Genomic DNA, 26592 nt, shown 5'->3' on the forward strand with positions numbered 1-26592 from the left:
CGGTAACAGCTCCTTGCCTTTTTGTTAACGCTTTAAGATCCATTCGTGAGCCGGATCGTTGTAAAACTTCCAAATTCGTGTCGGCCCTGCCATCACATTTAAATAATAGGAGGTATAACCATCTGGAACACCAACTGGATGGTATCCCGCCGGCACAATCACGACATCACCGTTTTCAACCGTCATCGTTTCATCAAGGGAACGGTCATCGGTATAAACCCGCTGGAAGACGAAGCCTTGCTGCGGGTTCATTTCATGATAGTAGGATTCTTCCAAAAATGATTCCACCGGCAAGTTATCGCGGTCATGCTTATGCGGAGGATAGCTCGACCAGTTACCGCTTTCCGTATATACCTCAACGACAAGCAGACTGTTGGCAGATGGGTCCGAATCAGGCAAAATATTGTGCACCAATCGTTTATTGTTGAGTATTCCTCTATTTTCGATGCCATTTTCGGAAGCTTTAATCAGTTTAGTAGGCAGTTGTTTTTCAGAAGGAGAATAGCATAATGCCACGCGGGCCTGGCTGACTCCCTCGATTTGAAATGTGCGGTCATTTGATACGTATACACTGTCTGTAGGTATCTTCTCGAATACGCTTTCGCGGGTACCGAGATTTTTAAAAGTTTGTTCGTGGTCAGTGACATTGATTTTTCCCGTTAGAGCGACGATGCAGCATTCTTGTTTCCCTAACGATTCTGAATATTTGGCACCCGAAGCCAAATCTATCATTTTAAATCCAACATATTCTAATGGAGAATTTTCAGCGCTTACTTCCTGAACAATCGTGACTCCTTCGTAAATTTCGTTTTTTTCTGGTTTTCGGAGCAATTTACTCATCTGTACCTCCTTATTACCGCGCTGGAATCTGGTAGTTATATAGATTCGGCTGTTTATAAAATGGCCCCATCTATTATCTGCAAAATAAAATGGGGCCGGTTGTCCGAACTTCCAATCACAAATTTCATAGTGTACATCTATTAATCTACGGAACTCCTGAAGTTTCTATTCAAATGCAGGTGCTGTGTAGCGGGCTGTGACAACTTTTTTACGTGTATAGAAATCAACACTGTCTTTTCCGTTCGCATGCAATGTACCATAGAAGGACGATTTCCATCCGGAGAATGGGAAGAACGCCATCGGTGCCGGAACACCAAGATTAACCCCTAACATACCTGCATCAATATTTTCACGGAAGTATCGGATTGATAAAGCATTTGTTGTAAAGATACAGGCACCATTGGCAAATTCTGATTTATTGGCAATCTCAACAGCTTCTTTTAAATTCTTTACCCGCATGATGGATAAAACCGGAGCAAAGATTTCATCTTTCCAGATCGTCATATCGGTTGTGACATCATCGAAAATGGTCGGTCCAATGAAAAATCCTTCATCCAGTGAACGTTCGCGACCGTCACATACAACAGTTGCTCCTTCTTCAATTCCTTTTTCGATATAGCTGACGGTACGTTTTTGGTTTTCTTCCCTGATGACCGGACCGAGCAATACACCATCATCGAGGCCGTTGCCCATTTTAATATTTGCCGTTCTTTCATTGAGTTTGGCTAAAAATTCATCGGCAATTCCCTCTTCCACTGTGACAACCGAGCACGCCATGCAACGTTCACCTGCTGAGCCGAACGCTGAAGAAATAATATCAGTGATCGCCTGATCCAGATCAGCATCATTTAGGACGATTGTGTGGTTTTTTGCACCTGTTAACGCCTGGACGCGCTTCAAGTTCTCGCTGCCCCGTTTAAACACGTATTCACCAACAGGCTTCGAACCTACAAACGAAACCGCTTTCACTTCAGGGTGATCAAGTATCCCATTTACGACATCATGTGCGCCGTGGACGACGTTGAACACACCTTTCGGAAGTCCGGCTTCGGTAAATAACTCTACTAATTTTTGTGTTAAGAGCGGCGTTCTTTCAGATGGTTTTAAAATAAACGTGTTGCCCAGTGCAATCGCCATTGGGAACATCCAGCACGGCACCATCATCGGGAAGTTGAACGGGGCAATTCCACCGACAACTCCAATTGGATAGCGGTAATTTGTTGCTTCGACATCTGTAGCAATGGATGATAGCGAATCCCCCATCATTAAAGAAGGTGCTCCAGCTGCAAATTCAACATTTTCAATTCCGCGCTGCACTTCACCCAATGCTTCGGTCAGGCTTTTTCCATTTTCCATGGTGATAATGTGGGCCAATTCTTCTTTATGCTTTGTGAGTAATTGCTGATAGTTAAATAGAATTCTTGCACGCCGCGGCACGGCAACCTTCTGCCAGGTTTTAAATGCATTCGCTGCGACTTCTATCGCTTCATCAACATCTTCTTTTGTCGATATTGGAACGAATGCAATGACTTCCTTTGTCGCCGGGTTGTAAACTTCCTCATATTGAGTAGATCCGCTTTCAACCCATTCACCATTTATGTAATTTTTCATTCTTGTTACATCAGACATGGTCTTCCTCCTTAGAATGATTTTTTTAAATTGTTTAGCCAAACTTTATCAATTGTACGCTTTAGGCACCTCCATGTTTGCATCATTTTGTTACCTTTTGGTTAAGTTTTGATAATGTGTTAATTACATTGTAGTATTAAAAGCGCTTTCAGTCAATTTGTTTTTTATATTTTCTGAATTTCTACTTTTTTTTATTAAACTCTCTTTATTTTGAATTCTTATAGCAATCTCTTCTTTTTACACGGTCCTCCTGGCGCATGTGCCGCATATAAGGATCATTAAAACACCACCGTTCTTAAAACTTGAACGGTGGTATTCGTGTCTTGATAAGGCATATTAAGCCTTTTTATTTTTACGGGAATCGATCAATACAGCGATGACGATGATCGCGCCCTTTAAGATTTGCTGCCAGTACGAAGATACATTCAGCAGGTCAAGGCCGTTATTCATCACTCCGATAATCAATGCTCCGATAATCGTACCGCCAATCGTACCGATCCCGCCTGTGAGGCTCGTTCCGCCGATAACCGCGGCTGCAATCGCATCCAATTCGTACATCGTCCCGGCTGTAGGCTGCCCTGATGCAATCCGGGATGTTAAGACGATCCCGGCAACCGATGAAAGAAGTCCCGCATAGCCATAGATCAAAATCTTGTATTTTACAACATTGACACCGGCGATAATTGCGGCCTGTTCGTTTCCGCCAATAGCATAAACATATTTTCCGAATTTCGTATGATTAAGAAGCATGTAGGAAACTATACCGACAAATGCAAAAATAAAGATTGGTACAGGAATTCCAAGCAAAGTACCCTGGCCGATAAAAGTAAAGGCTGGAGAAAGGTTTCCAATCGGCCGGCCATCACTAAAAAGTAAGGCGGCACCTCTCGCGGCCGTCATCATGCCCAGTGTCACGATAAAAGGGGCAATTTTTCCTTTGGCGATGATCGTTCCATTAATAACCCCGGCAAGAAGGCCGACGCCAAGTCCAATTAAGATGGCAACGATCAGCGGATAACTGTCGGGTTGTGCGAAGGTCGCGACCATGACCGAGACAAGGGCGATCACCGACCCTGATGATAAATCGATTCCTGTTGTAATAATGACCATCGTAACGCCGATTGCGACAATTCCAATAATCGACATTTGTCTTACGATGTTAAGCAAATTGCCTGATGTGAAAAAAGTGGGCGAAAGAATCGACATGAGGACGACCAAGGCGATCAGAATCAGCAGCATCCCGTATTTGCCGAGGAAATGAGAGACTTTGTCTTTTTGAAGCTTTCCGTAATGAGCCTGTGTGTTAATTTGTTCATTTATCTTAATTTCTCTTTGCATTCATGATTACCTCCAGACCATCTTAGTCTAATTGTGGACCAGTTCCCCGGTCGCGAGCTCCATGATCTTTTCCTGGCTCGCTTCTTCCCGCGGCAACTCTCCCATGATTCTGCCTTCCTGCATCACGATAATCCGGTCACTTAATCCCAAAATTTCAGGAAGCTCCGATGAGATCACGACAATCGCTTTTCCTTTATTCGCAAGCTCAAAGATCAGATGATAAATTTCTGTTTTGGCTCCAACATCGATTCCCCTCGTCGGTTCATCAAGGAATAAAATATCCGGATCATGGAGCAGCCATCTGGCGATCAGTGCTTTCTGCTGGTTGCCGCCGCTTAAATTATTAATCCTTTGCTGAAGACTCGGGGTTTTAATTTTAAGCTGGCTATGCTGTTTCTTGCAGTCTGTGGCAATTTTCTTTTTATCAAGAAACGGCCCCTTTATATAACGGTCAATATTGACGGTAATCATGTTGTCCTCAACCGACAGCGGCAGAAACAACCCGGACAGCTTTCTGTCTTCTGTCAGCAAACCCATGCCATTGGCAATCGCATCGCGCGGAGAACGGATATCGACTTTTTTTCCGTGAATTTCAATCTCCCCGGAATCTGCAGCGTGGATACCGAAGATGCTTTCGAGCACTTCTGTCCGCCCCGAACCCATCAGTCCGGCAATCCCGACAATCTCCCCTTTTTTCACATCGAATGAAATATCTTCAATTTTATTCTGTTTGGATAAATGTTTAACCGATAAGGCAACTTCACTGATTTCAGCAGGTACTTTATTGAAAACTTGGTTTAACTCCCTGCCGACCATCATTTGAATTAGCTCATCTCTGGAAAGATCCTTACTATGCTTCGTTCCGATATATTTTCCGTCCCTGAGCACAGTAAATTCATCTGTAATCATTTCAAGCTCATCCATCTTGTGCGTGATATAGATAATGGAAACGCCATCTTTTTTCAACGATTTGATAATTTTAAACAGGTGGTGAACTTCTTTTTCCGAGATCGCCGAGGTCGGCTCATCCATGATGATTAATTTGGAATTGTATGAAATCGCCTTTGCAATTTCGACCATTTGCGTATTGGCGATGCTCAATTCATCCATCTTTGCTTTCGGATTGATATCAATTTCGAGACGATCAAATAATTTTTTCGTATTCTCGAACAGTTTCTTGTGATTCACCCACCCGCCTATGCTCGGTTCTCTGCCAAGAAAGATATTTTCCGCCACTGTCATTTGCGGCACAGGGCTTAGTTCCTGATGGATCATCGAAATACCTTTGTCCAGTGCATTCTTCACATTGGCGAGGTGAAGCTCTTCTCCATCGAACTTGATGACTCCCTTGTCAGGCGTATAAATGCCGATCAATATCTTCATGAGAGTTGACTTTCCCGCGCCGTTTTCACCCATTAAAGCATGGACGGTTCCTCTTTCGACATGGAGTTTTACGGAATCAAGAGCCTTCACACCAGGGAATTCTTTTGTAATATTGTCCATTTGCAAAATATAGTTTGTACTCATGCCAATACCTCTTTTTCCTATATTTTGGGCGTTCATTTGAAAAGATCTGGCTGATTAACCTTTTAATTGCAACAGTCAATCAGCCATGCCTGGCATTGTTAACTTACGGCTTACTCCCACTTCTTGATGTACTCGTCAACATTATCCGCAGTAACAAGTTCATATGGGATCCAGTTGAATTTCTCGACCTTTTCACCTTTGGCAGCTTTAATTGCTGTTTCAAGTCCGCCTTTACCCTGGCCTTTAGCATCCTGGAATACGGTCACTTTCAGTTTTCCGGATTTAACAAATTCCAGAGCATCCGGAGTTGCATCGATACCTGCCACAACAACATCGTCCAGCTTGCCTTTATCCTCCAGTGCCATAATCGCACCGATGGCCATTTCATCATTGTTAGCGACGATTGCGTCAATATCCTTGCCCGACTGCAGCCAGTTCTCGGCCAGAGTCATTCCCTTCGCCCGGTCAAATTCACCCGTGCCATTTAAGACAATTTTCATATCTTTATTTTTCTCAACAACGTCCTTGTTGCCCTGTGTTCTCTTAATTTGAGCATCATGGCCCATGATTCCGTCCATGATCGCCACGTTTCCTTTGCCACCCAGCAGCTTAGCCACTTCTTCCATTTGCATTGTCCCCGCCTTCAGTGAGTCAGAACCGACATACGCTGTAGCAGCATCAACCCCTTCATACTGCCGGTTAACAACGACAATTGGAATATCTTCGCTATTCGCCCGGTCCACGATATTCGGTGCTGAAACGGTATCAACGGGAATTAACATGATCGCATCGACGTCCTGCGAAATAAAGTTTTCAACTTGTGAAAGCTGCTTATTGGCATCGTTCATCGCATCGACATAAATCACTTCAACGTCTTTTTGTGAACTTGCGTATTCCTTCATTCCATCCTGAAGATAGCTGAGCCATTTATCGTCAAAATCAGGCAGCGCCGCTCCAATCACGATCTTGCCATCCTTGCTGGAGCCGCTTTTGGATGCTGCTTCCTCTCCACACCCTGCCAGGAAAACGCTCAGCATCAACATTAAAATGAAGCTAACAAAATACCCCTTTTTCATTTCTTATTTCCCCCTTGTTTGTTTTAAATGAATTTACTGATCAGTTAACAGCGATACTTGGATTGTGCAAATTAACTGTTTTCCGTGAATCAAATGCTTCTGTTGCTGCAATGGCAATTTCGAGGTTAATCTTCCCGTCAAGCTCGGTAACTTTAGGTTTCTTCCCTGTCCTAATACACTCCGCAAAATGGACGAGCTCAAGCCGGTAGGCATCATTGAATCGGGTTTGGAAATCAGGAATGATTTCATAATTGGAGCCTTTAGAGTTTAAGAGAGTAATATTTTGATTTCTGAGCGTTCCAATGAATATCGATCCTTCTGTACCGATTATTTCAGTGCGGATATCATGCCCATATGGTGAATTGCGGCTCGCTTCGATATCGCCTGCCGCCCCCGACTCGAATTCAATATAGGAAATGGCTTGATCGACGTCTTTGAATTCTTCCATAAATGCATTCTTCAGTACCTTCCCGTGGGCGGAAACGGAGATGATTTCCGAGTCCATCAAATAACGTGCGACATCGTAATCGTGAATCGATACGTCCAAAAAGATTCGCCCGCTGTGCTTGATGAACTCTTCTGGCGGAGAACCGGCATCACGGGTAATTCCTTTAAAATAAATTGGTTGTCCGATGTCTCCAGCGTCAATCCTTCTTTTCGCTTCTGCATATGCCGGGTCAAACCGCCTCATAAATCCTACCTGGCAAATGACATTGTGTTCGCTTATCGTGTTCATCATTTCCTCTGCTTCATGTAAATTTTGCGTGAGCGGCTTCTCAACAAAAATTTGCTTGCCTGCTTGCGCAGCTTGTTTAATCATGTCAGCATGCGTACTTGTAGGTGTAACTATCACCACTGCATCAATCTCTGGATCCTCAAAAACTTCCTGAGGGTTCCGGGTCCATTTTGGCAGTCCAAATTCCTGCGCAACCCCGGCTGCACGTCCGTCGAGCGGATCGCAAACAGTCACTAATTCAGCTCCGCTGACTTGATGGGTGGCGAGATTCTTTGCGTGGTGGTATCCTAATCGTCCAAGCCCTAAAACAGCACATCTTACCGTCATACTTTCAACCTCCTATTATTAAGTAAGCGCTTACTTATCAGTGCTAATGGATGAACAATTTAACTGCAACAACCATCTCCAAACGGCAAGGCAGAAATCTGAGCATTTTACAGAGAAAAAAATTTAGAATTCAAGTTTGAGACCTTGGCAGATTGATGAGTTAAGAGAGTTATGTATTTTCTGGTTGAGGTTTAGTGTTGTACAACACACGGTGACCACTTTCTTTTCAGTCTCTACTTTCAACTCATGCAATTTTTATGTAACTTTTAATTTTGTAATCTTTGGACATGTTGTTCCTGTAGTTGAAAGATTTTGAACGACACCTTATCAATACTTATTAAGCGCAGTCACCTCCATTTGTTTATTTTTGTTATCTTTTGGTTAAGTTTTGATAATATCATAAACACATTTTAGTATTAAAAGCGCTTTCAGTCAATTCATTTTTTTATTTTTTCTGAAATTTCTAATCAAATGCTAATTTTGATTCAAATATTTTTATAGGCTTACTTGATCTGAAAGGAACCTCAATCCTACAACATAATTGCAGGCTTAATTTAAATGACAGTTAAAAACCCTAATTCTTCTAAGAATTGCAAATCTCAAGAAGAAAAAACAATAAAAAAACGCAAAGACTAATGTAAGTCTCTGCGATCACATTCATATATCCAATTTTAGAATGTATTCAGAACGCAATGCAAACGTGGAACGATACTATTTTTTGTATCGGCTGTTTACGCCCACCACATCTTTCCAACCTCTTCCTTGAATAATGAATTACGTAATAGACTGATAGCCTTACTTAAACCTTCATCAATGGAAGCAAGCATATCTTCATGTTCAATCGAAACGACATAATCATAACCTACAGCACGCAGGGCACTCATCATATCACGCCATACTTTTTCGCCGTGACCATATCCCACGGAGCGAAACGTCCATGACCTGTCTAATATTTTGCCGTAGTGTTTTGTGTCCAATACGCCGTTGATTCGGATGTTCGCTTGATCCAAATAAGTATCTTTAGCATGAAAGTGGAAAATAGCTTCTTCCCTTCCTAAAAGTTTGATAGCTTCAACCGGATCTATCCCCTGCCAGACTAAATGGCTGGGATCGAAATTCGCTCCTACACTCGTGCCTACTTTATTTCTTAACTTTAAAAGAGTTTCTGGATTATAAACGACAAATCCGGGATGCATTTCAAAAGCAATTTGGTGAATGCCATGTTGCTTTGCGAATTTAGCTTCTTCCTGCCAATAAGGAATCACTACTTCGTTCCACTGCCAATTTAATGTATCCATATACTCCGGAGGCCAGGAGCACGTTACCCAGTTCGGATTTTTTGCTTCACTGTGGTCTCCCGGACATCCTGAAAAGCCGCAGATCACAGGGATCTCAAGCTGTTCGGCAAGCAGAACCGTTTTCCGCCAGGTTTCGTGTGAGTTCCGTGCAAACTGTTTATTTGGATGTAATGGATTGCCATGGCAACTCAAGGCGCTAATGGAAAGGCCCCGGTCATATACAGCTTTTTTATATTGTTTGATCTTGTCCGGGTTATCCAGTAATTGATCTGGATTACAGTGCTGATTTCCAGGATAATTTCCCGTCCCTAATTCAACCGTCTCCAATCCCATTTCAACTAGCTTATCAAGCATTTCTTCAAATGGTAAGTTTTGATATAACACCGAAAATACCCCAAGTTTCATAGAGCCTGCCTCCATTTATTAACTCTAATCCATTTTTGAGTTTGATTGCTTTCAAGAATAGCGTCGATTAAACGCATTGTCTGATCGCCATCCGCTAATGTTGCGAAGGAGCCGGAGTACTCCTGATTTTCACCTTTGCTTCTTACTGCCCGATAAAAATCAATCAACAGGTTTTTCAACCCATCTGGCCAGCCCTCCTGGTGTCCCCCTGGGAAATGTGCCAATTTGGCTGAAGCAGACGATAATAAGCCGGGATCTCTTAACAGTTCTTTATTGGGTTCATCCCTTCTTCCAATCCACAAACGGTTTGGATCTTCTTGGTCCCACGACAACGTAGCTGTTTCCGCAGCTATTTCAAAATGGAGCCGGTTTTTCCTTCCGGCACTGACTTGGGAAACTGTAAATACTCCGTGAATTCCATCTTCGAAATGAACCAATACACTGCCATAGTCCTCAGTTGTAATTTTTACTTCTTCCCGATGCACTTCTGTGTTATTCGAAAAGGTGGCAGCTTCCTGGATTGGCCTTTGGCGTATTGCATGAACCGTCTTTAAATCGGCAAAAACTTCGATAATCTTCTTTCCAAGTACATGTTGAACCGTATCGCACCAGTGGGATCCTATATCTGCGACCGCACGTGATAAGCCATTAAACCGTGGTTCCAGACGCCAGTTGTAATCTTTATTAAACAACAGCCAATCCTGAATGTAACCGCCATAAACAAGGTTTGCTTTACCAAACTTTTGTGCTGAAATCATTTCTCTCATTTCAGCAACTAACGGATAATGCCTGTAGTTAAAACAAACTGCACTCACAGAATTGCTTTTTTCGGCTAATTCTTTCAATTCGTTCGATTCCTTACTATCCATTGCAAGAGGTTTTTCAGATAATAAATGTTTGTTCGCCAACAGAACTTCGCGATTGATTTCATAATGTAAGTAATTTGGCGTGCAATTGTGAATTGCCTCGATCTCCGGATCATGAATTAATTCGTTTGCATTCCCAAAAGCCTTCTGTATTCCAAACTTTTCCGCGCACTGCTTCGCTTTCTCCAAGCTTCGTGAAGAAATCGCTGCCACTTCGACTTCTGGTATTCTCCTTAACGCTTCTATGTGTGAGCTTGCTGAAAAGCCTGTGCCGATAATACCGACTCTTATCTTTTTCATGTCAAACTCTCCGCTTTAGAACTGTTTAAAATCTCTTCAATCAGCACTTTGTTTCCAGTCTTTACAGATTGAACCGCACCTAAAACCATCGCAAGGCTGAGCAAATTATCTCTTCCGGATGTTTCCGGCTCTCTATTTTCAAGGATTGATTCAGCAAATTCCTGTAAACTTGCCCATCTTTCCTCTGCCGGCAATTCCACTAAATCGACCAGCAATTCTCCATTTGTTTCGCGCGCACCTTGCATAAAAACTGATTTAAAAATATCATGCGGCTTTACTATGACTTGATTGTTCGCCCACAAGATTTCTCCTTCTTCCCCTTGAATGCGCCAATCCCCGTCCCAGGTCGTTTCCCAGCCTCGCGACACCCAACTGCCTGTATAAGAAACCACTGCCCCATTCGACATTTCAAATAGTACTGATGCGACAGCATTTCCTTTAAACCAGCTCCATTTTGGGTTCCAGGAATGAGCTTTAATTGAGACAGGCTCCAAGCCAAGTATCCCACGAATTTGATCAAAATGGTGAATGGCCATATCGATGATGAGCGGTTCTTCCATTTCGGCTCGGAAACCGGCAAATTGCGGGGATTTTTGAAAGTTAATATAAATGCTGCCCAGCTCCCCAATTATATTTTGCTTGATCACCTTTTTAACTGTTTGCGGGGCTCTTTTAAAGCGATAGTTTTGGCTAACCATGATTTTGCATCCGTTTTCCCCGGCAGCTTCAACGATTTTTCGGCAATCTGCAAATGTGCCTGCCAACGGTTTCTCCACAATGCAATGGAGTTTATTTTTAAATGCCTCAAGCGCAACGTCGGCATGATAATCCGGCGGGACAAGAACAAGCACAGCATCAGCTTCCACGCGTTGTACCGCTTCAGTTAAGCTTTGAAAGGCCATATTACTTTTGATTTGATAGTGTTGACACGCTTTATTTAATAAATCTTTATTTAAATCCACAATGGCGGCAAGTTCCCAATAAGGAGAGTCCAATACGACCTGTGTCCAGCTCCATCCCCATCCACCGAGGCCAACTTGAATGATACGCAATGGTTTAGTCATGGTTTTCCTCCTTGCTTTCATAAATACGGGGTGACAGCATATCACCCCGGCCTTTATTATTTACTCTTAAACTTATTTCCCCATAGATCAGGGTCATCAACGTTCTCCTTTGTAATCAGGGTTGGAGGAGTCAGCTGTTGTTTTGGAACTTCCATGCCGTCCAGATGATTAACAGCTGTTTGCACAGCTAACGCTCCCATTTCAAATGGATCCTGATTAACGGTTGCGTCCTGCTCACCTTTGCGGATTCTCTCCAGGGCTTCTGGTGTGCCATCAACACCAACAAGCATGATATGACCGTCTTCGCCAGGTTTTTTTAGTTTCCCAACCTGTCTTAATCCGCTTAAAACTCCCCGCTGCATGTCGTCATTATGGGTAAAGATCGCGTTGATTTCCGGTGTGGCAGTTAAAGAATCTGCTGTAATACTCTGCGATTTTTCTGCAGACCATTCTGCATTATTCGTATTGACTTTGAAGTCTGGCGATTCTTCCATTCCTTTATTAAAGCCGCCACCCCTTAACGTTGCATGATAAGTTCCCGGCGCGCCTGTAAGCTCTAATACCGTTCCTTTGCCCAAAACATCAATCACATGTTTTGCGGCCAGCTTGCCGGCTTCTTCGTTATTAAAAGCGATACTGCTGACGATATCAGCTCCTTCAGATACAACACCGTCAACCGTGACTACAGGAATGCCAGCATCATTTGCTTTTTTCACACCCGGAACTAATTCATCGGAATTGGCAGGAGCTAAAATAATGAGGTCCACACCCTTTGCGATATTATCTTCAATTTGCCGCAGTTGCGTTTGGCTATTTGCCTGGCCGTCCAAGACAGTTACATTCACCCCTAATTTCTTGGCTTCATCCTGAATCCCCTGATCTAAAGCAACCATAAACTCAAAGCCCCGGCTCCACAGCAATACAGCAATGTCTTTTTTTCCGTCATCCTCATTGCCGGCATTTGAGCCATTGGCAGATGAAGACTGATTCCCGGAACTGCATCCGATTAAAATCGTGAAGAGTAAAACAAACATTAACCCACTTTTAACCAACTTCATTACGAAGCACCCCTTTTTTTGACACCAATTTTTTCCATCTATTCATTATGAACTTATTAAAAACTTGCGCCGGTAAACATCCAGCAATGCGGCTACTAAAATAACACTTCCTGTCACTAACGAATCCCAGGCAGGCGGAACTCCGAGTAAATTAATGGCGTTTGATACAAGCGAGATTAAGATTACCCCTAAAATCGTCCCCAGTATATTCCCCTGTCCCCCAAACAAACTGGTACCGCCAATTACGACTGCTGCTATGACAGTCAATTCAAGGCCTGTACCGGCTGTAGGTCCTGCAGATTCCAACCGGGCCGTTAGTAACAGTCCGCCAATTGCGGCTGTAATACCGGAGATCACATAGGTTAAGGTAACGATCGATTTTGTTCTTACCCCTGATAGACGGGCGGCCAATTCGTTGCCTCCGCTTGCATAAACCGACCGTCCAAAAACTGTGTGCTTCAAAATGATATGGGCGATAAGAGCTAACAGAGCTACGACAATGATCAAATACGGGATTGTCAAAAAACTGCCGGATGCCAATGTAACGAAGCTGGTTGGCACCGGATTCACATTCGCGCTGTTCGTGTAAATCAAAACGATCCCCCGGGCAATTCCCATTGTCGCCAGAGTAACGATTAAAGGTGATAGATATAATCTAGTAACCAATAATCCATTAATTAAGCCAAACGCTGCTCCTATTAAAATCATGACAAGTACTCCGACAATTACCGGCATTCCGTTATAGACAATTAACCCTAAACCGATAGCCGAGGATACCGCCATAACGGCACCAACCGATAAATCAATTCCGCCTGTGATAATCACAAAGGTGACTCCCAATGCCAGCGTGACGAGAATGGTTGACTGCATTAAAAGGTTAATCAAATTTACCTTGGTCAAAAAAACAGGAGACATCATACTTAGCACAATACAAAATGCGATGATTACAATGAGCAATCCCAGACTGCCTAAATATTGTTTAAAAGTTTGCCGCAATTGAAGTTTGTTTTGAAATGTTTCGGATTCAGCCACATCAACATTTTGATTAACCTGCGTCTGCTCCTGTTGCATACTTCAGCACCTCTTCCTTCGTAATCTTGTCGCCTGTAAGCTCGGCAACATTTCTTCCTTCCCTGATGACCAGGATTCTGTCACTCAGCGCCAACAGCTCCATTAGATCGGAAGAAATAATGATAATGGCAAGTCCCTTGGAAACAAGATTTTCGATCATACTTTGAATCTCTGCCCTTGCACCTACATCCACGCCGCGCGTTGGTTCATCAAGAAGGAGAATTTTCGGGTTGGTTGCCAACCAGCGGGCCAGAACTACCTTTTGCTGGTTTCCTCCACTTAAAGAAATAACAGACGTGTCCAATGTAGGTGTTTTGATTCGAAGCTGCTCTTTATAGCTTTGAACGATTTCTTTTTCGCGCTGCTTGTTAATCCATCCAAATTTCTTGATTCTATTAAGAATAGAAAGTGATGCGTTATCCTTAACACTCCCGCTTAATACCAACCCTTGCGTTTTACGGTCTTCCGGCACAAAACCAATTCCCAGGTTTATAGCATCCATGGCACTTTTAATTTGAGTCTCTTTCCCATTAATGATGATATCGCCGCTATCAATCGGGTCTACGCCAAACAAACACCGGAAAATCTCGGTTCTGCCCGATCCAACCAGTCCACCCAGTCCCAATATTTCTCCCTCATGCAGATCAAAAGAAACATCTTCAACTGCCCCGCTGCGTTTCAAATTGCGAACTTCCAAAACTTTTTTTCCATGTTTTACAGCTCTCGTTCTTTCTAAAGAGACGTCTCTTCCTACCATTAATCGAACAACATTATTCGGAGTTATCTCTTTTTTAGCAGCGGATGCTACAAGTTTTCCATCCCTGAATACAGTAATCATGTCTGCCAGCTCAAACACTTCCTCGAGCCGATGTGAAACATATAAAATGGCTAATCCTTTATTCCGCAAATTTTTCACTAATTGAAGCAACCGCTGTGTTTCTGATTCGGACAAGGATGCCGTGGGCTCATCCAAAATAAGTACTTTGGTTTCCATTGACAGCGAGCGCGCTATTTCTACCAACTGTTGTTCGCCTGTTGATAAACTGGAGACCTTTGCTTCGGGATCAACATTTGCTCCAAGCTTATTCAAAGCGTCTTCAGCCCGCTTTTTCATGTTCTTCCAATTAATCATTTTGCGGTTGTTTTTCGGCCAATCACCAAGGGAAATATTCTCGGCTACGGTTAGGTGAGGGACAAGAAGTAATTCCTGATGAATAACCGATATGCCATGATTTTTCGAATCCCTTGGGCTGGAAAAAGAAACTTGATGGCCATCAATCGTGATTTCCCCCTGATCGGGCTTATAATATCCGGCAAGGATTTTGATCATCGTTGATTTCCCCGCACCATTCTCGCCTACTAAACAATGGATTTGTCCGCCATGAATCTTAAGACTGACATCACTTAATGCCTGAACACCTTGAAACGCTTTACTTATGTTTTCAAGCTCCATTGTCCTGATCATTACGAGCCAACTTTCTTAAGGAACTGTAAACCTTCTTCACCAAGTGAATCCTGTGAGGGAGCGAGCGGCCTCCATTGTGAAACAGCACGGGCTATCTCCTTTATCTCAGTCGTAAATGATTCAATCACTACCGGTCCATCGTAGGAAATTTCTTTAAGCGCCTGGAAAACTTCTTTCCATGGAATATGTCCTGTTCCAGGTGTCCCCCTGTCATTTTCACATGAATGAAAATTAAAGACTTTATTTCCCGCCAGTTTAATCGCTTCAGGAATGCTCTTCTCTTCAAGATTCATATGGAATGTATCTAACAAAAAGCCGACATTTTCACGATCTACCTGGTTAAAAAACTCTAATCCTTGTTGGACGGTATTAATAAAGTCCGTTTCAAAACGGTTTAACGGCTCAACTGCGAGCTTAATCCCTTTCACTGCAGCATAATCAGCGACTATTTTCATATTTTCAACCGCCCAATCCCACTGCTGTTTTTTTTCTTCTGCTGATAATAGCCGCGTTTTTCCGGTTGCTGAATACATTGGACCGGAAACCAAAGGTGATCCGAGCTCTGCGGCAATATCAATGCACGTTTTGATATAGGCAACCCCCTCCTCACGAACCGCCGGGTCGTCTGAGCTTATATCACGGCCGGGGCCAAAAGCCCCACAAACCAGTGCTTGAACGCCTGTTTCTTCTAGCTGTTTTTGAATTGCAGATATATCAATGGTTTCAGGATCTTCTATACAAATCTCCAAATAATCAAAACCTATGTCTTTTACTTTATCGATTAAATATAATGTTTGATTGGAAAAAGGAGAGACCCATATAAAAGTACTTGCACCGTATTTCATCGATCTTTCACTCCTTATGAAGTTTTTGAGTAAATAGACTTTTCGATAGACTTAAGGTGATCAATGCATTTTTGGGTATAGTCATCGAAGAACTCCTGGCCGCCTCCCTTTTCCATAACGCCAAATGGATCAGCCGCAGCAGGGAGAATTTCGAAGGTTAAGTGACCCTGGTAATTAATATCTTTTAACGCTTGCAGGATCGGTGCAAAATCGATATGGCCAAGTCCCGGGGCTTTTCGGTTGCTGTCAGCCAAGTGAACGTGTATTAATGCTTCGCCGCTATTGCGAATCGCTTCGGCAATATTTTCTTCCTCAATATTCATATGGAATGTGTCTCCCATGATTCCGACATTCGGAAGATCGACCTTTTTCCACATATCGAGCGCTTGGTCCAGGCGATTTAACATGTATGTTTCATAACGGTTCCATGCTTCAATACATAAATTAACATTTAATTTAGCGGCATATTCCGCACCTTCGCGGATACCTTCAATGGCCCACTTCGCCTCATCCTCATCACTGGCCAGAGATGCTGTTTTTCCATTCGCAGTCGGAGCAACAATCATAACCGGTGCTCCTACCTCAGCTGCCATATCAGCTACACTTTTTACATAATCTATCGCTTGTTTACGCTTATGAGCATCAGGGTGGGCAAGATCCCGTTCATGGTTGTAGATCGAACAGATCGAGGATACGGTAATTCCGTAATCGCTTACAATTTTTCTTACTTTTTTTGTATCATAGGCTTTTGGCTCACCTACCAATTCAATCGCATCATATCCAAACCTTGCAACTCTCTCTACACTCTTTTCAACATCTTCACCGAAATATACCAATGAATCAAAACTGTACTTAAACATGAAAGTCCTCCTCGTTTCATAATATTTTCTGCGTTCATGAACCAGTAAAAGATATCTTAAGCCTAATGTTACGTGGATTAAGAGCATCGAACAATCAACAAAATTGAGTAAAACATTCAGAATCTTGCGGTATTGTGAAAATTCACAAAAAAAGATTACACCGCCTTGTACTGGCAGCATAATCCTGCAATCGTCTTTCTATAGTTTACCTGCAGATACTTCTTCAAGGATATTTCCATTCATCAAGCAATTTATCTTTGCTTCACAGAGATTTTCGTTTTTCAAATCTGTAACTATTTTTCCTCTATGCATAACGAGAATGCGATTGCATAAACCAAGCAATTCACTTATATCGGAGGAAATGATCAAGACAGCTTTTCCTTCTTGGGCAAGCTCATGAATTTTAAGATAAATCTCTGATCGGCTGCCAACATCGACACCTCTTGTCGGCTCATCAAGAATGTAAAGGTCACAATCGGTCATCAGCCATCTTGCCAGCATAACCTTCTGCTGGTTTCCGCCGCTCAAATACCTGATGTTTTGATTGATATGATTCAGCTTAATATTTAAATCAATCACTTTATCAATCGATTGATCGGCTTCAGTATTAGCATTAATAAACTTCAGATTGTTTAACTTGTCTAAACTGGCAATCGTTAAATTGTTCGTGACACTCATATTCATAAATAATCCGGAGGTCAAACGATTTTCGTTAACGTAGCCAAAACGGTTATGAACAGCATGGATCGGGTGTTTAAAGTCAATCTCCCGCCCATTCCAATAAATTGCTCCACTGTCCTTCTTTCTCTGGCCAAAAATGATCTTCGCCAATTCTGTTTTTCCGGAACCAGCAAGTCCTGCAATTCCAAGGATTTCACCTTCATACAAGGAAAAATTCACCCGATCAAGAACAGGCTTTTCAGTTAAGTCTTCAATCCTTAATAATTCTTTTCCTCTTGTTTTTAAGATAGGGGGATAATAGTGCTTCAGATTGTAGCCAAACATTAAATTGGTAATATCCTTAACAGTTACATCATTCACATGGTGGGTCGCAACATGTTTACCGTCGCGTAGAATAGATACCCGATCACAAACCTCGTGAATCTCGTTCAATCGATGAGTGATAAAAACAATTCCAACTCCTTCGCTTTTATACTTTTTGATGAGCCTGAAAAGATTTTCCCGTTCGAGTTCGGTCAAGTTTGCGGTCGGTTCATCCATGATTAGAACTTTTGATTGGTGGAAGATCGCTTTTGCGATCGATACCAGGTAGTGCTGGCGAAATGGGAGATGGTGTACTTTTAAATTAGGATTGATTGAAACCCCCAGCTGGCCAAGAATTTTCCTTGCATCTTTTCTCATTTTAAAAGTGTTTACGAAAACCTTTAAAATTTTGGGTTGTAACCCTAAAAAAATATTCTCGGCAACGCTCATATTAGGTACCAGGCTGGGGGTTTGATGAATAACCGAGATACCGTGATGGTATGCATCGAGAGTGGAACTAAATTTTACTGTTTGATTATTGACAGCAATTTCTCCCGATTCTTGTTCAAATAGACCTGACATAATATTAATCAAGGTGGACTTGCCTGCTCCATTCCCACCTACTATAGCATGTACTTCTCCAGCTTTTAACTCGAAGTTGACATTATCCAATACTTTGTTTCCAAAAAATGATTTACTGATATTTGTCATTTGTATCAGCATTAATTCACCACTTTCATCCCTGCCAAAAAATAGTTTTCTCCAGTGTAAATGACAAAAGGCTCTTGGAAAATGAAATAAATTGTTCAGAAACTATACTTTCTTGCGGGATTTTAAAATACTTCTTGTATTCAAATTTCTCATTATTAATAATAATACTACAATTAATTTATTTATTCAGAATAGTCACTCATATTATACCATTAATCTGGAATTCCGGGAGAGGAGGGCCTTATGGACAAATTTCCAAAATTAATTCAAACTCCTCAATTAATCGCGATTGACGAACTCAAACGAAACCCGAAACACAATAAAAGCCTACATAAACATGAACACACTGAGATTTTATTTATCCAGGAAGGTCAAGGGGATTTTAAGATTAATGGTGCAGTCTATACTTTAAATAGAGGCGATTTACTACTGATTAATCCACATATCGAACACGGAGCAGCGGCCTCTGTCGAGATGAATATAAGGGGCTTTTCATTAACCATCGCTAATTTGCAATTATCGGGACTTCCAAAGGGCAGTATTATCCAGTCAGATGATTCACCTATATTGAAAGCACAGGAGCATCATATGACGATCAATAAATATATTGAGGATATTAATGAGGAATTCAAAAATAAAGATCTCGGTTCCCAGGAAATTATCTCCTCTCTTCTGCAAACACTGATTATTAAAATCCTTCGGACTTTACATTCTACAAAGTCGAATGACAATTCTTCCATCTCAGAAAAAGTCAAAAAATATATCAGCGAAAACTATAATAGCGATATTTCTCTAAATGAATTAGCCAATATTGTTTATGTAAATCCCTATCATTTAGCACATACCTTTAAAGATGAAGTGGGAATTTCACCAATACAGTACTTAATTAAACATAGAATAGAAGTAGCTAAAAGCATGCTTCTTCATACCAATTTGACCATCCGTGAAATCGCTTACAAGGTAGGGTATCCGAATGCTAACTATTTTAATTTGTTGTTTAAGAAATTTACTGGCCAGTCGCCGGGGAAGTTTCGAAAAAGGGCTTAGCAAGCAAAACGCAAAAAGATTTCGAAAGCCTCTATTCCTGGCAGAGATAGGGGGTTTCTTTTTTTTATAAGTTCTCATCAATCTGCCTCAAGGTTTCACCGATAGATTCTTGAATCACATATGTATCAGGTTCAAAATCGTAAGATGTATCCCCTCTGTTAATAATGATCAGTGGTGTGCCTGGTTCCCTATATGCCGGGAATGTTGAGAAGGGCGTGACCTTTAAACTCGTACCGTGCACTAATACGTAGTTAGCATCATTGATGATTTTCCAAAAAATAAAATTTCGCATAGACTAAAGTAGTTATGCGAAATTTGAAATCTTATTTTAAATTAATACCTCGAATTCAATTTCATATGTCCTTCCAGCCACTTCTTTGACGGTAAAAAAAATCTCTTGCCGATACCGTTCTTCAAGCCAATCACGCTGAAATTCATTTTTGCAGAAGACAATGACGACATCGTCATCCTGCAGCATTGCCGAAGTGTTTCTTAACCATGTATCATATGAAGGTTTTGAAATCTGTTGTTGAATCTGTGAGAGAACCTGATTCCAATGGATAAACTCCTTTAAATCTTCATTTTTTGGTACGTAACATGATGATTCTTCTGCACTTCCACTCTCTTCACTCTGATTTTGAATCCACAATTCAATTTTTTCTAATCTTTTATTTATACTTTCTATGTAACTATTGCCCCGGTAGTCAGAACTACCGTTTAATTGCTGGGAGATCAATACTAGTGTCCGCTCTATGCCAATCTCCGATATAAGCATCAACAGTTGTATCTCTCGTTCAGCAAGATTCGCTTCACTGGTCAGTTTGCTTTCCTTCATCTTTCCGAGTATACCCTTTCTTCTAGCCATTCCTCTCACTTTTGTTTTCATAAGAACCCTCTTTTTCTATGCACATGAGTAAAATAATTGGTCAATCTATAATTACATTACTCAACTTTCGCACCTCAATAAATCCGGTAACGAGTTGAGAGCGAAGCATCGTTGTACTTTCATTATATTCCTTGGCATTGTTTATACAAATGAAAAAATACTTCGTTCTATGCTAAAGTGAAATTGACTAGAAATCACTACCATACAGAAGAAGTGTCCTCTATATGATAGAGTACAAGGAACAAAGTAATCAACTGCCGAATGAATTAAAATCCGTTTTCAACAAATGAGAAATCTTCAAACATCTTCAAAAGGCGAACATTAGCCAGGGAGTATTCCACAGTCACCTATAAAAGAATTATTGATTTACGGGCTTTGATATTTTAGAAATAGAGAGCTTTTCTCGCCAATTATTAATCTTTCCATATATCGGACTCATAAGGACATTTTTCTCGTATTCCCTATAAGTTTTGACCTTCACAGCCCTATGAAGACCACTTTTCCTATTTTCCAAATGAGTTTTGTCCTTCATGAGCCCTATGAAGACCACTTTTCCTATTTTTCAAATGAGTTTTGTCCTTCATGAGCCCTATGAAGACCGCTTTTTCTATTTTCCAAATGAGTTTTGTCCTTCATGAGCCCTATGAAGACCACTTTTTCTATTTTCCAAATGAGTTTTGTCCTTCATAAGCCCTATGAAGACCACTTTTCCTATTTTTCAAATGAGTTTTGTCCTTCATGAGCCCTATGAAGACCACTTTTCCTATTTTCCAAATGAGTTTTGTCCTTCATGAGCCCTATGAAGACCGCTTTTTCTATTTTCCAAATGAGTTTTGTCCTTCATGAGCCCTATGAAGACCACTTTTTCTATTTTTCAAATGAGTTTTGTCCTTCATGAGCCCTATGAAGACCACTTTTCCTATTTTTCAAATGAGTTTTGTCCTTCATGAGCAATAAAAGCACCCGCTCTCTTTAGCCCATCTGAAGATAGCTGGTAAATGTTAAATTCAAGTTATATAAAATTAAAATATTCTTAAAAAATTGCCGCCTAGAATTTTTTTCAGGTCTTCATCTTTGTAGCCCCTATTAATCAAGCCCTCTATTAATTTGGGAAGATTTTGATGCCCTTCTATTACGTCAAAGGGTTTACGCGGCATACTGGCTAAGTCATCTGGTGACACATATTTGAAGAAATCATCACACAGGTCCAGTCCGATGCCAACATGGTCGATTCCAACAAGATTGACAATATGTTCAATGTGATTCATATACTGCTCAAGAGTGCTGTTTTCATCATTTGTGGCGACAATAATACTAACTGCGTTGACCCCTATTACCCCGCCGGTTGAGGCAATTGCTTTCATTTGTTCATCTGTTAAATTGCGCATTGTATTGGACAGGACCCTTGAATTTGAGTGGGAAGCAATGATTGGCTTCTTTGAAATATCCACAACATCCCAAAATCCTTCATCATTTAAGTGGGAAACATCGATCGTGATACCAAGTTTTTCGGCCTCTTCAATCAACTGGACACCAAAGTGGGAAATCCCTCCCTTTCTACCTTCGCGAACAGGGCTGAAATGGCTGCCTTCCCCGACCGCGTTCCTTCTGCTCCAAACCAAGCCGCAGTTTCTGACACCCAATTCAAAGAACACTCTTAATAAGCTTAAATCTGTCCCTATTGGTTCCACGCCCTCGAGAGATAATAGAAAACCAATTTTTCCGGATTGTTGAGCAGCGGTCATGTCATCGCTATTCCGGCAAATCATCAATTTATCTGGAGATTCCTGTACTTCTTCATATAAAGCACTTACTTGATTGAGCGCCTTCCGCAGTGCCATTTCAGGCAGAAATGCACTATCAATGAAGATGGCTGCAATAATGATATTGACACCACCTTCTTTAAAACGTGAAAAATAATCTGTTTCAATTACCTTTTTTCTGCCTTTTTCCCTTTGAATGGAGACGTCCATTAATAAATCAAAGTGTGCGTCAATGATTAATGTTTTATTTTTTATTTCTTCTATGTAAGTGTTTGTGCTCATGTTCTTGACCTCCCTTGTATTAGAAAAAGCTCTAGATTATACTAGAGCTTTTTTATCCGGTTTGTATCACACCAGTTCAGTCACATCAACCTGGGCTAAATCACCGGCTGCTTTCACACGAATGCGAGTGGCATTGCCAGGCATATAGGCTAGCGGGACGTCTTCTATGTCCACGATGATAATGCTGTCTGGATCAGCGCCGGCATTGATTGCTTCAGACACCGCTTTTTCCTTGGCCAGCTCTAATGCTTTTTCTCTGCCGATTTCAGCTAGTGCATAGACTTTTTCAATTTGTCCACTTACTTGGGAGATGGCTGCGCCGATCGCATTGGCTACTCCTGAATGCTGAGGGCGAATCACTTCTGATGCTCCATTTAATTTTTCCGGGAGCAAGATGCTGCCGCCGCCAACGAGAATGACTGGTACAGGAGCTGCGCTGGTTTTCATCTTATCAATGGCTTCTTCGACTAGATCTACCATTTTATCATAAACTTTATTTAATAATTCCTTATCAAGATGGGCCACTTTTGAAGGGTCACCAAGCTCCACTTTTCCAAGGGCCACAGCAACATCTGTCGTTGTTAAAGTGTCCCCTCCAAAAATCAAGGCCTTTTCAGGCAAACGATAACCGACACTGTCTGGTCCAACCGTAAATTCCCCATTATCCTGGATCCGGATGATCGTTCCCCCACCAAGTCCGATGGAAATAAGGTCAGGCATCCGGAAGTTTGTCCGCGCTCCGCCAATCTCAACCGCTAAAGAAGATTCTCTTGGGAACGATTGAACTAGCACACCAATATCGGACGTAGTTCCACCGACATCGACAACGATCGCATCCGAGAAATCACTCAGGTACGATGCGCCGCGCAATGAGTTCGTTGGTCCGCAGGCGATTGTGAAAATTGGGTATTTGACCGCATATTCTACAGACATTAATGTACCATCATTTTGTCCGAAAAAGACTCTCGCATCAATCCCTTCATTTTTCAAAGCATTGATAAATCCGTCAGCTGCCGTTTTAGCCACATTTACAACAGCTGCATTGAGGATCGTAGCATTTTCCCTTTCCAGTAATCCGACTGAACCGATTTCGGATGATAAAGAAACCGAAATGTCGTCTCCAAGTACTTCTTTCAAAATTTCACTTGCTCGTTGTTCATGCTTTTGCGATACGGGAGAAAAGACGGAAGTTATCGCAATTGAATCGACTTTCCCTTTGATTTCTTTGGCAATCCGATATAAATGTTCTTCATCTAATTCGACAATTTCCCGTCCGTCGAATTCATGGCCTCCACGGATAAGGTAGACATATTTACCGAGTGCCGCACGAAGGTCGTCCGGTACACCTATCAGTGGTTTGACTGCCAAAGTGGCTGGAGCACCAATGCGGATTGCAGCAATATTATTCAGCCTTTTTCTTTCCACGATGGCATTGGTGCAATGGGTGGTTCCAAGCATCGCATATTTGATTTGCTCTCGCGGAACATTTGCATCATTGATGATTTTTTTCATTGCTGTATAAATACCAGTCGCTACATCTTCTGTCGTCGGTGATTTCGTCTCCGAAATGACTGTATTATTTTCATCTAATAGCACTGCATCTGTATGAGTGCCCCCGACATCAATTCCAATACGATAAACACCCATTATGCTGTCACTCCTTTTTTTACAAGTTCCTCCAACGGAACATAATCAACATCATAGCCAAAGTATTTTGGACCAACTGTTTCAAGGCCCTTCTCTGTTCTCCATTTTGGATGGCAAGGCATTCCGATGACCACGCATCTGGCGCCATATCTGATTCCTTCCGTTGTGATTGGCAGGCCAGTTTCCGCATCAAGCACAGCAATTAAATCTGGTGTAACACAAAGGAGGCGCTGATCGGTTGTCTGGGCGAGCAAATGCTCATTTTGGAACCTGACCTCGAGCGTCTCTCCTTTGTACTCATTGATACCCTCGAATGTCGCCACGCCTCTGGCAAAACCAGTCTCAGTTTTCCGGTTGATATCGCTGACTTTGCCGCGGAACAACTCAAATCCGTTTGCCTTTTTCAGGACTTCTTTAATCGGGTCAGCATTGTTTTGCTTCGCAAGCCTGATCGACTTGCCAATCTCTTCTTCAAGCTTAAGGATATTGCTGATTCCGCTTTCCTTTAAGTTTTTTCCGGTCATTGGATAAATGGCAATCATGGATGACCCGCCCATTTCAATTGTAGCTGCACGGGCAATTCTCTCAGTCCAGACATTATTGATGGTGGAAAGCAATGAAGTATTCCCTTTCTCATCCGCCAGAACCATCGGCGTTGCTGCGATCCCATCCAAATAGAAAGTGACCATTTGCAATTCGGGAAACGCCCGGCCCATTCCATCAACATCGACGACTGGCAAGCCCAGCTTTGCAGCAAGGGCAAGGGGAAGCATCGAATTTAATCCGCCTGCTTCTATCGGCATCGTTGCGAAAATCTCCTTACCCAAATAAGCTTCGAGATTTTTAAAAGCAGCTGTGGCTTCCTCTCCGCCTGGTGCTTTTTCAAGCATAACCGTCGGTGCTCCCATCATCGCGGAAGGGACGACTAAGGCGTCATCCGGCACTTCATTCACATCCAGCAGCGTAATTTCCCCGTATTCTTCGATAGCTTGAAGGGCCATAAGCTTGCCAATGTAAGGGTCACCTCCACCGCCTGTTCCCAGTAGGGCAGCACCAACCGCGATATCTTCGATTTCTTGTTTTCCTAGTTTTCTCATTTTTTATGTCCTCCAATTTTGCTATAGATTACGATACAACAGTACTTTTTACCTCATTTTTGCTTCTGATCGCTTTTACAGCTAAAACACCTGCGTAATAGATAACTCCGCTTATCAGGAGTGAATTAATCGATGGTATGCCAAAAGTAATAAAATAACCGCCTGCAAATCCCGCCATCCAGGCCACAAGTGTAACAGGATTCAATCTTTCAGGCTCGCCTGGCAAGGTTCCATTCTTCCTGCTCTCATCAAGTGCTGTTCGATACGTTTTTAATATAAAGTAATCAACAACCATGATCCCGGCAATCGGCGGAATCATAATTCCAAGTAAAACAAGGAAGTCCACAAACCGGTCAAGGATCCCCAGAATGGATAGCACAGTGCCAATTACTCCAATGACAAGAGTCACGATACCACGATTTAGCTTGACCTTAAAAACGGAGTCAATGATATTCGTAAAGCCCAGGGAAGAAGAATATAAATTCAGGTTATTGATTTTAACGGTTGAAAAAACGACGACTGCCGCACCAAGCCAGCCGGATGTTTGAAGCATGATACTGACAACATCGCTCGTTTTTGCAGCGTGGGCCATCAACACAGCAACCATGCCGACACCCATCTCCCCAACTATGGTACCAATCGTGGTCATCCAGAAAACGTCTTTCCCGTTTCGGGCAAACCTGCTGAAGTCAGGAGTAATGACGGCGCCGATCATGAAACCACCGGCCACCATTGTTGCACCTACTCCAAGTGACAGCGTCTCTCCCGGGGGCTGGGTACTCATTAAACTGATGATCGAATGATCACTAAGAACCTGATAGATTCCGAATCCTACCACCAATAAAAAGGCAGGTACGGCAACTTTCGCAGTTATACTTAATAGCTTGAATCCAAAGATAACCAATATTGTTACGCCTATGCCAGTTATTGCAGCGGCAACGGGAAGGGTCAATTTTCCATCAGTTGCCTCAACTAATCCATTTGCAAAGACCGAGTTCTGCACCCCAAACCAGCCTATTGTACAAATGGCGATGACTGTGCCGATGATGCTGGAACCGTATCGGCCGAATCCAGTCCAGCGAGACAATAGACTCGTTGAAAGGCCTTCCTTTGCACCAGCATAACCTATCAGAAAACTGATAACCTGTAAAATGACACTTCCAAAGAACATGGCCCAAAACGCCTGCCAGAAAGTCATTCCGTAACCTAGCGCAGCACCGAGCATAAATTGAGACAGGGTGGCAAGAGCACCTACCCGGACAAGCATGATGTCCCACATCGGCAATCTCGCTGATTGCGGGACTCTGGACAGTGAATAATCATCTCCTAATTTCTTTGTTTCTTTCATTCCTTCCAACCTCCTGTTAAATGATTAATTTCCCCAATCCCCGCCTTCAAAAGAAGGATTTTGTCCAACCCTGAAAGCTCATAACGGTAAGACAAAATCCCGGGTTAATTTTGGAACCTTCC

General features: G+C 42.2%; 21 protein-coding genes. 1 reads left to right on the forward strand and 20 read right to left on the reverse strand.

What is annotated here, in order from left to right; all coding sequences use genetic code 11:
- Window positions 1-24 precede the first annotated feature (24 nt).
- From iolB to CU633_RS14190, 15 genes are all read right to left on the reverse strand, one after another.
- A complete protein-coding gene (gene iolB, locus CU633_RS14120; protein WP_101661238.1) occupies window positions 25-840 on the reverse strand; it encodes a 5-deoxy-glucuronate isomerase in 816 nt (271 codons plus the stop codon).
- Window positions 841-1005: 165 nt separating this feature from the next.
- Window positions 1006-2469, reverse strand: coding sequence for a methylmalonate-semialdehyde dehydrogenase (iolA, locus tag CU633_RS14125; protein WP_101661239.1), 1464 nt, complete (start codon window positions 2467-2469; stop codon window positions 1006-1008).
- 336 nt (window positions 2470-2805) lie between these two features.
- Window positions 2806-3807 (reverse strand): ABC transporter permease, encoded by a 1002-nt coding sequence (locus CU633_RS14130; RefSeq protein WP_101661240.1) that lies wholly within the window; start codon window positions 3805-3807, stop codon window positions 2806-2808.
- 27 nt (window positions 3808-3834) lie between these two features.
- A complete protein-coding gene (locus CU633_RS14135; RefSeq protein WP_101661241.1) occupies window positions 3835-5334 on the reverse strand; it encodes a sugar ABC transporter ATP-binding protein in 1500 nt (499 codons plus the stop codon).
- A gap of 110 nt (window positions 5335-5444) precedes the next feature.
- Window positions 5445-6410, reverse strand: coding sequence for a sugar ABC transporter substrate-binding protein (locus tag CU633_RS14140; protein WP_101661242.1), 966 nt, complete (start codon window positions 6408-6410; stop codon window positions 5445-5447).
- A 40-nt stretch (window positions 6411-6450) separates the two neighbouring features.
- Window positions 6451-7473 (reverse strand): Gfo/Idh/MocA family oxidoreductase, encoded by a 1023-nt coding sequence (locus CU633_RS14145; protein WP_101661243.1) that lies wholly within the window; start codon window positions 7471-7473, stop codon window positions 6451-6453.
- Between the two features lie 731 nt (window positions 7474-8204).
- Entirely contained in the window at window positions 8205-9176 is a 972-nt protein-coding gene (locus CU633_RS14150; protein WP_101661244.1) for a sugar phosphate isomerase/epimerase family protein, read from the reverse strand.
- Window positions 9173-10342 carry a Gfo/Idh/MocA family protein gene (locus CU633_RS14155; RefSeq protein WP_101661245.1) on the reverse strand — a complete coding sequence of 390 codons (1170 nt, stop codon included), beginning with the start codon at window positions 10340-10342 and terminating at the stop codon, window positions 9173-9175. Before CU633_RS14155 ends, CU633_RS14150 begins: the two co-directional genes overlap by 4 nt.
- A complete protein-coding gene (locus CU633_RS14160; protein WP_180954974.1) occupies window positions 10339-11406 on the reverse strand; it encodes a Gfo/Idh/MocA family protein in 1068 nt (355 codons plus the stop codon). The genes CU633_RS14155 and CU633_RS14160 overlap by 4 nt, the downstream gene beginning before the upstream one ends.
- 56 nt (window positions 11407-11462) lie before the next feature.
- Entirely contained in the window at window positions 11463-12464 is a 1002-nt protein-coding gene (locus CU633_RS14165) for a sugar ABC transporter substrate-binding protein (RefSeq protein ID WP_101661247.1), read from the reverse strand.
- A gap of 45 nt (window positions 12465-12509) precedes the next feature.
- Window positions 12510-13535: an ABC transporter permease gene (locus tag CU633_RS14170; protein ID WP_101661248.1), complete on the reverse strand. Its 1026-nt coding sequence runs from the start codon at window positions 13533-13535 to the stop codon at window positions 12510-12512.
- Window positions 13510-15000 carry a sugar ABC transporter ATP-binding protein gene (locus CU633_RS14175; RefSeq protein ID WP_101661249.1) on the reverse strand — a complete coding sequence of 497 codons (1491 nt, stop codon included), beginning with the start codon at window positions 14998-15000 and terminating at the stop codon, window positions 13510-13512. Before CU633_RS14175 ends, CU633_RS14170 begins: the two co-directional genes overlap by 26 nt.
- Entirely contained in the window at window positions 15000-15845 is an 846-nt protein-coding gene (locus tag CU633_RS14180; protein WP_101661250.1) for a sugar phosphate isomerase/epimerase family protein, read from the reverse strand. The genes CU633_RS14175 and CU633_RS14180 overlap by 1 nt, the downstream gene beginning before the upstream one ends.
- A gap of 14 nt (window positions 15846-15859) precedes the next feature.
- Window positions 15860-16705 (reverse strand): sugar phosphate isomerase/epimerase family protein, encoded by an 846-nt coding sequence (locus tag CU633_RS14185; RefSeq protein WP_101661251.1) that lies wholly within the window; start codon window positions 16703-16705, stop codon window positions 15860-15862.
- A 198-nt stretch (window positions 16706-16903) separates the two neighbouring features.
- A complete protein-coding gene (locus CU633_RS14190) occupies window positions 16904-18412 on the reverse strand; it encodes a sugar ABC transporter ATP-binding protein (protein ID WP_101661252.1) in 1509 nt (502 codons plus the stop codon).
- Between the two features lie 231 nt (window positions 18413-18643).
- Between CU633_RS14190 and CU633_RS14195 the strand changes: the two genes are divergently transcribed.
- Entirely contained in the window at window positions 18644-19447 is an 804-nt protein-coding gene (locus CU633_RS14195) for an AraC family transcriptional regulator (protein WP_101661253.1), read from the forward strand.
- A 328-nt stretch (window positions 19448-19775) separates the two neighbouring features.
- Here the strand turns inward: CU633_RS14195 and CU633_RS14200 are convergent, their stop codons facing one another.
- The 5 genes from CU633_RS14200 to CU633_RS14220 all read right to left on the reverse strand — a co-directional run bounded on the left by CU633_RS14200 (window position 19776) and on the right by CU633_RS14220 (window position 26470).
- Entirely contained in the window at window positions 19776-20333 is a 558-nt protein-coding gene (locus CU633_RS14200; protein ID WP_101661254.1) for a DnaA N-terminal domain-containing protein, read from the reverse strand.
- A 1022-nt stretch (window positions 20334-21355) separates the two neighbouring features.
- Complete coding sequence (locus CU633_RS14205; RefSeq protein WP_101661255.1) at window positions 21356-22378, reverse strand: dipeptidase; 1023 nt, start codon at window positions 22376-22378, stop codon at window positions 21356-21358.
- A 66-nt stretch (window positions 22379-22444) separates the two neighbouring features.
- Window positions 22445-24025 (reverse strand): hydantoinase/oxoprolinase N-terminal domain-containing protein, encoded by a 1581-nt coding sequence (locus tag CU633_RS14210; protein WP_101661256.1) that lies wholly within the window; start codon window positions 24023-24025, stop codon window positions 22445-22447.
- Window positions 24025-25122, reverse strand: a complete 1098-nt coding sequence (locus tag CU633_RS14215; RefSeq protein WP_101661257.1) for a DUF917 domain-containing protein — start codon at window positions 25120-25122, stop codon at window positions 24025-24027. Before CU633_RS14215 ends, CU633_RS14210 begins: the two co-directional genes overlap by 1 nt.
- Window positions 25123-25150: 28 nt before the next feature.
- Window positions 25151-26470, reverse strand: a complete 1320-nt coding sequence (locus tag CU633_RS14220; RefSeq protein WP_101661258.1) for a purine-cytosine permease family protein — start codon at window positions 26468-26470, stop codon at window positions 25151-25153.
- Window positions 26471-26592: the final 122 nt, after the last annotated feature.

Source organism: Bacillus sp. V3-13 (assembly GCF_002860165.1).
In the GTDB taxonomy this organism is placed as follows: Bacteria; Bacillota; Bacilli; order Bacillales; family Cytobacillaceae; genus Bacillus_BJ.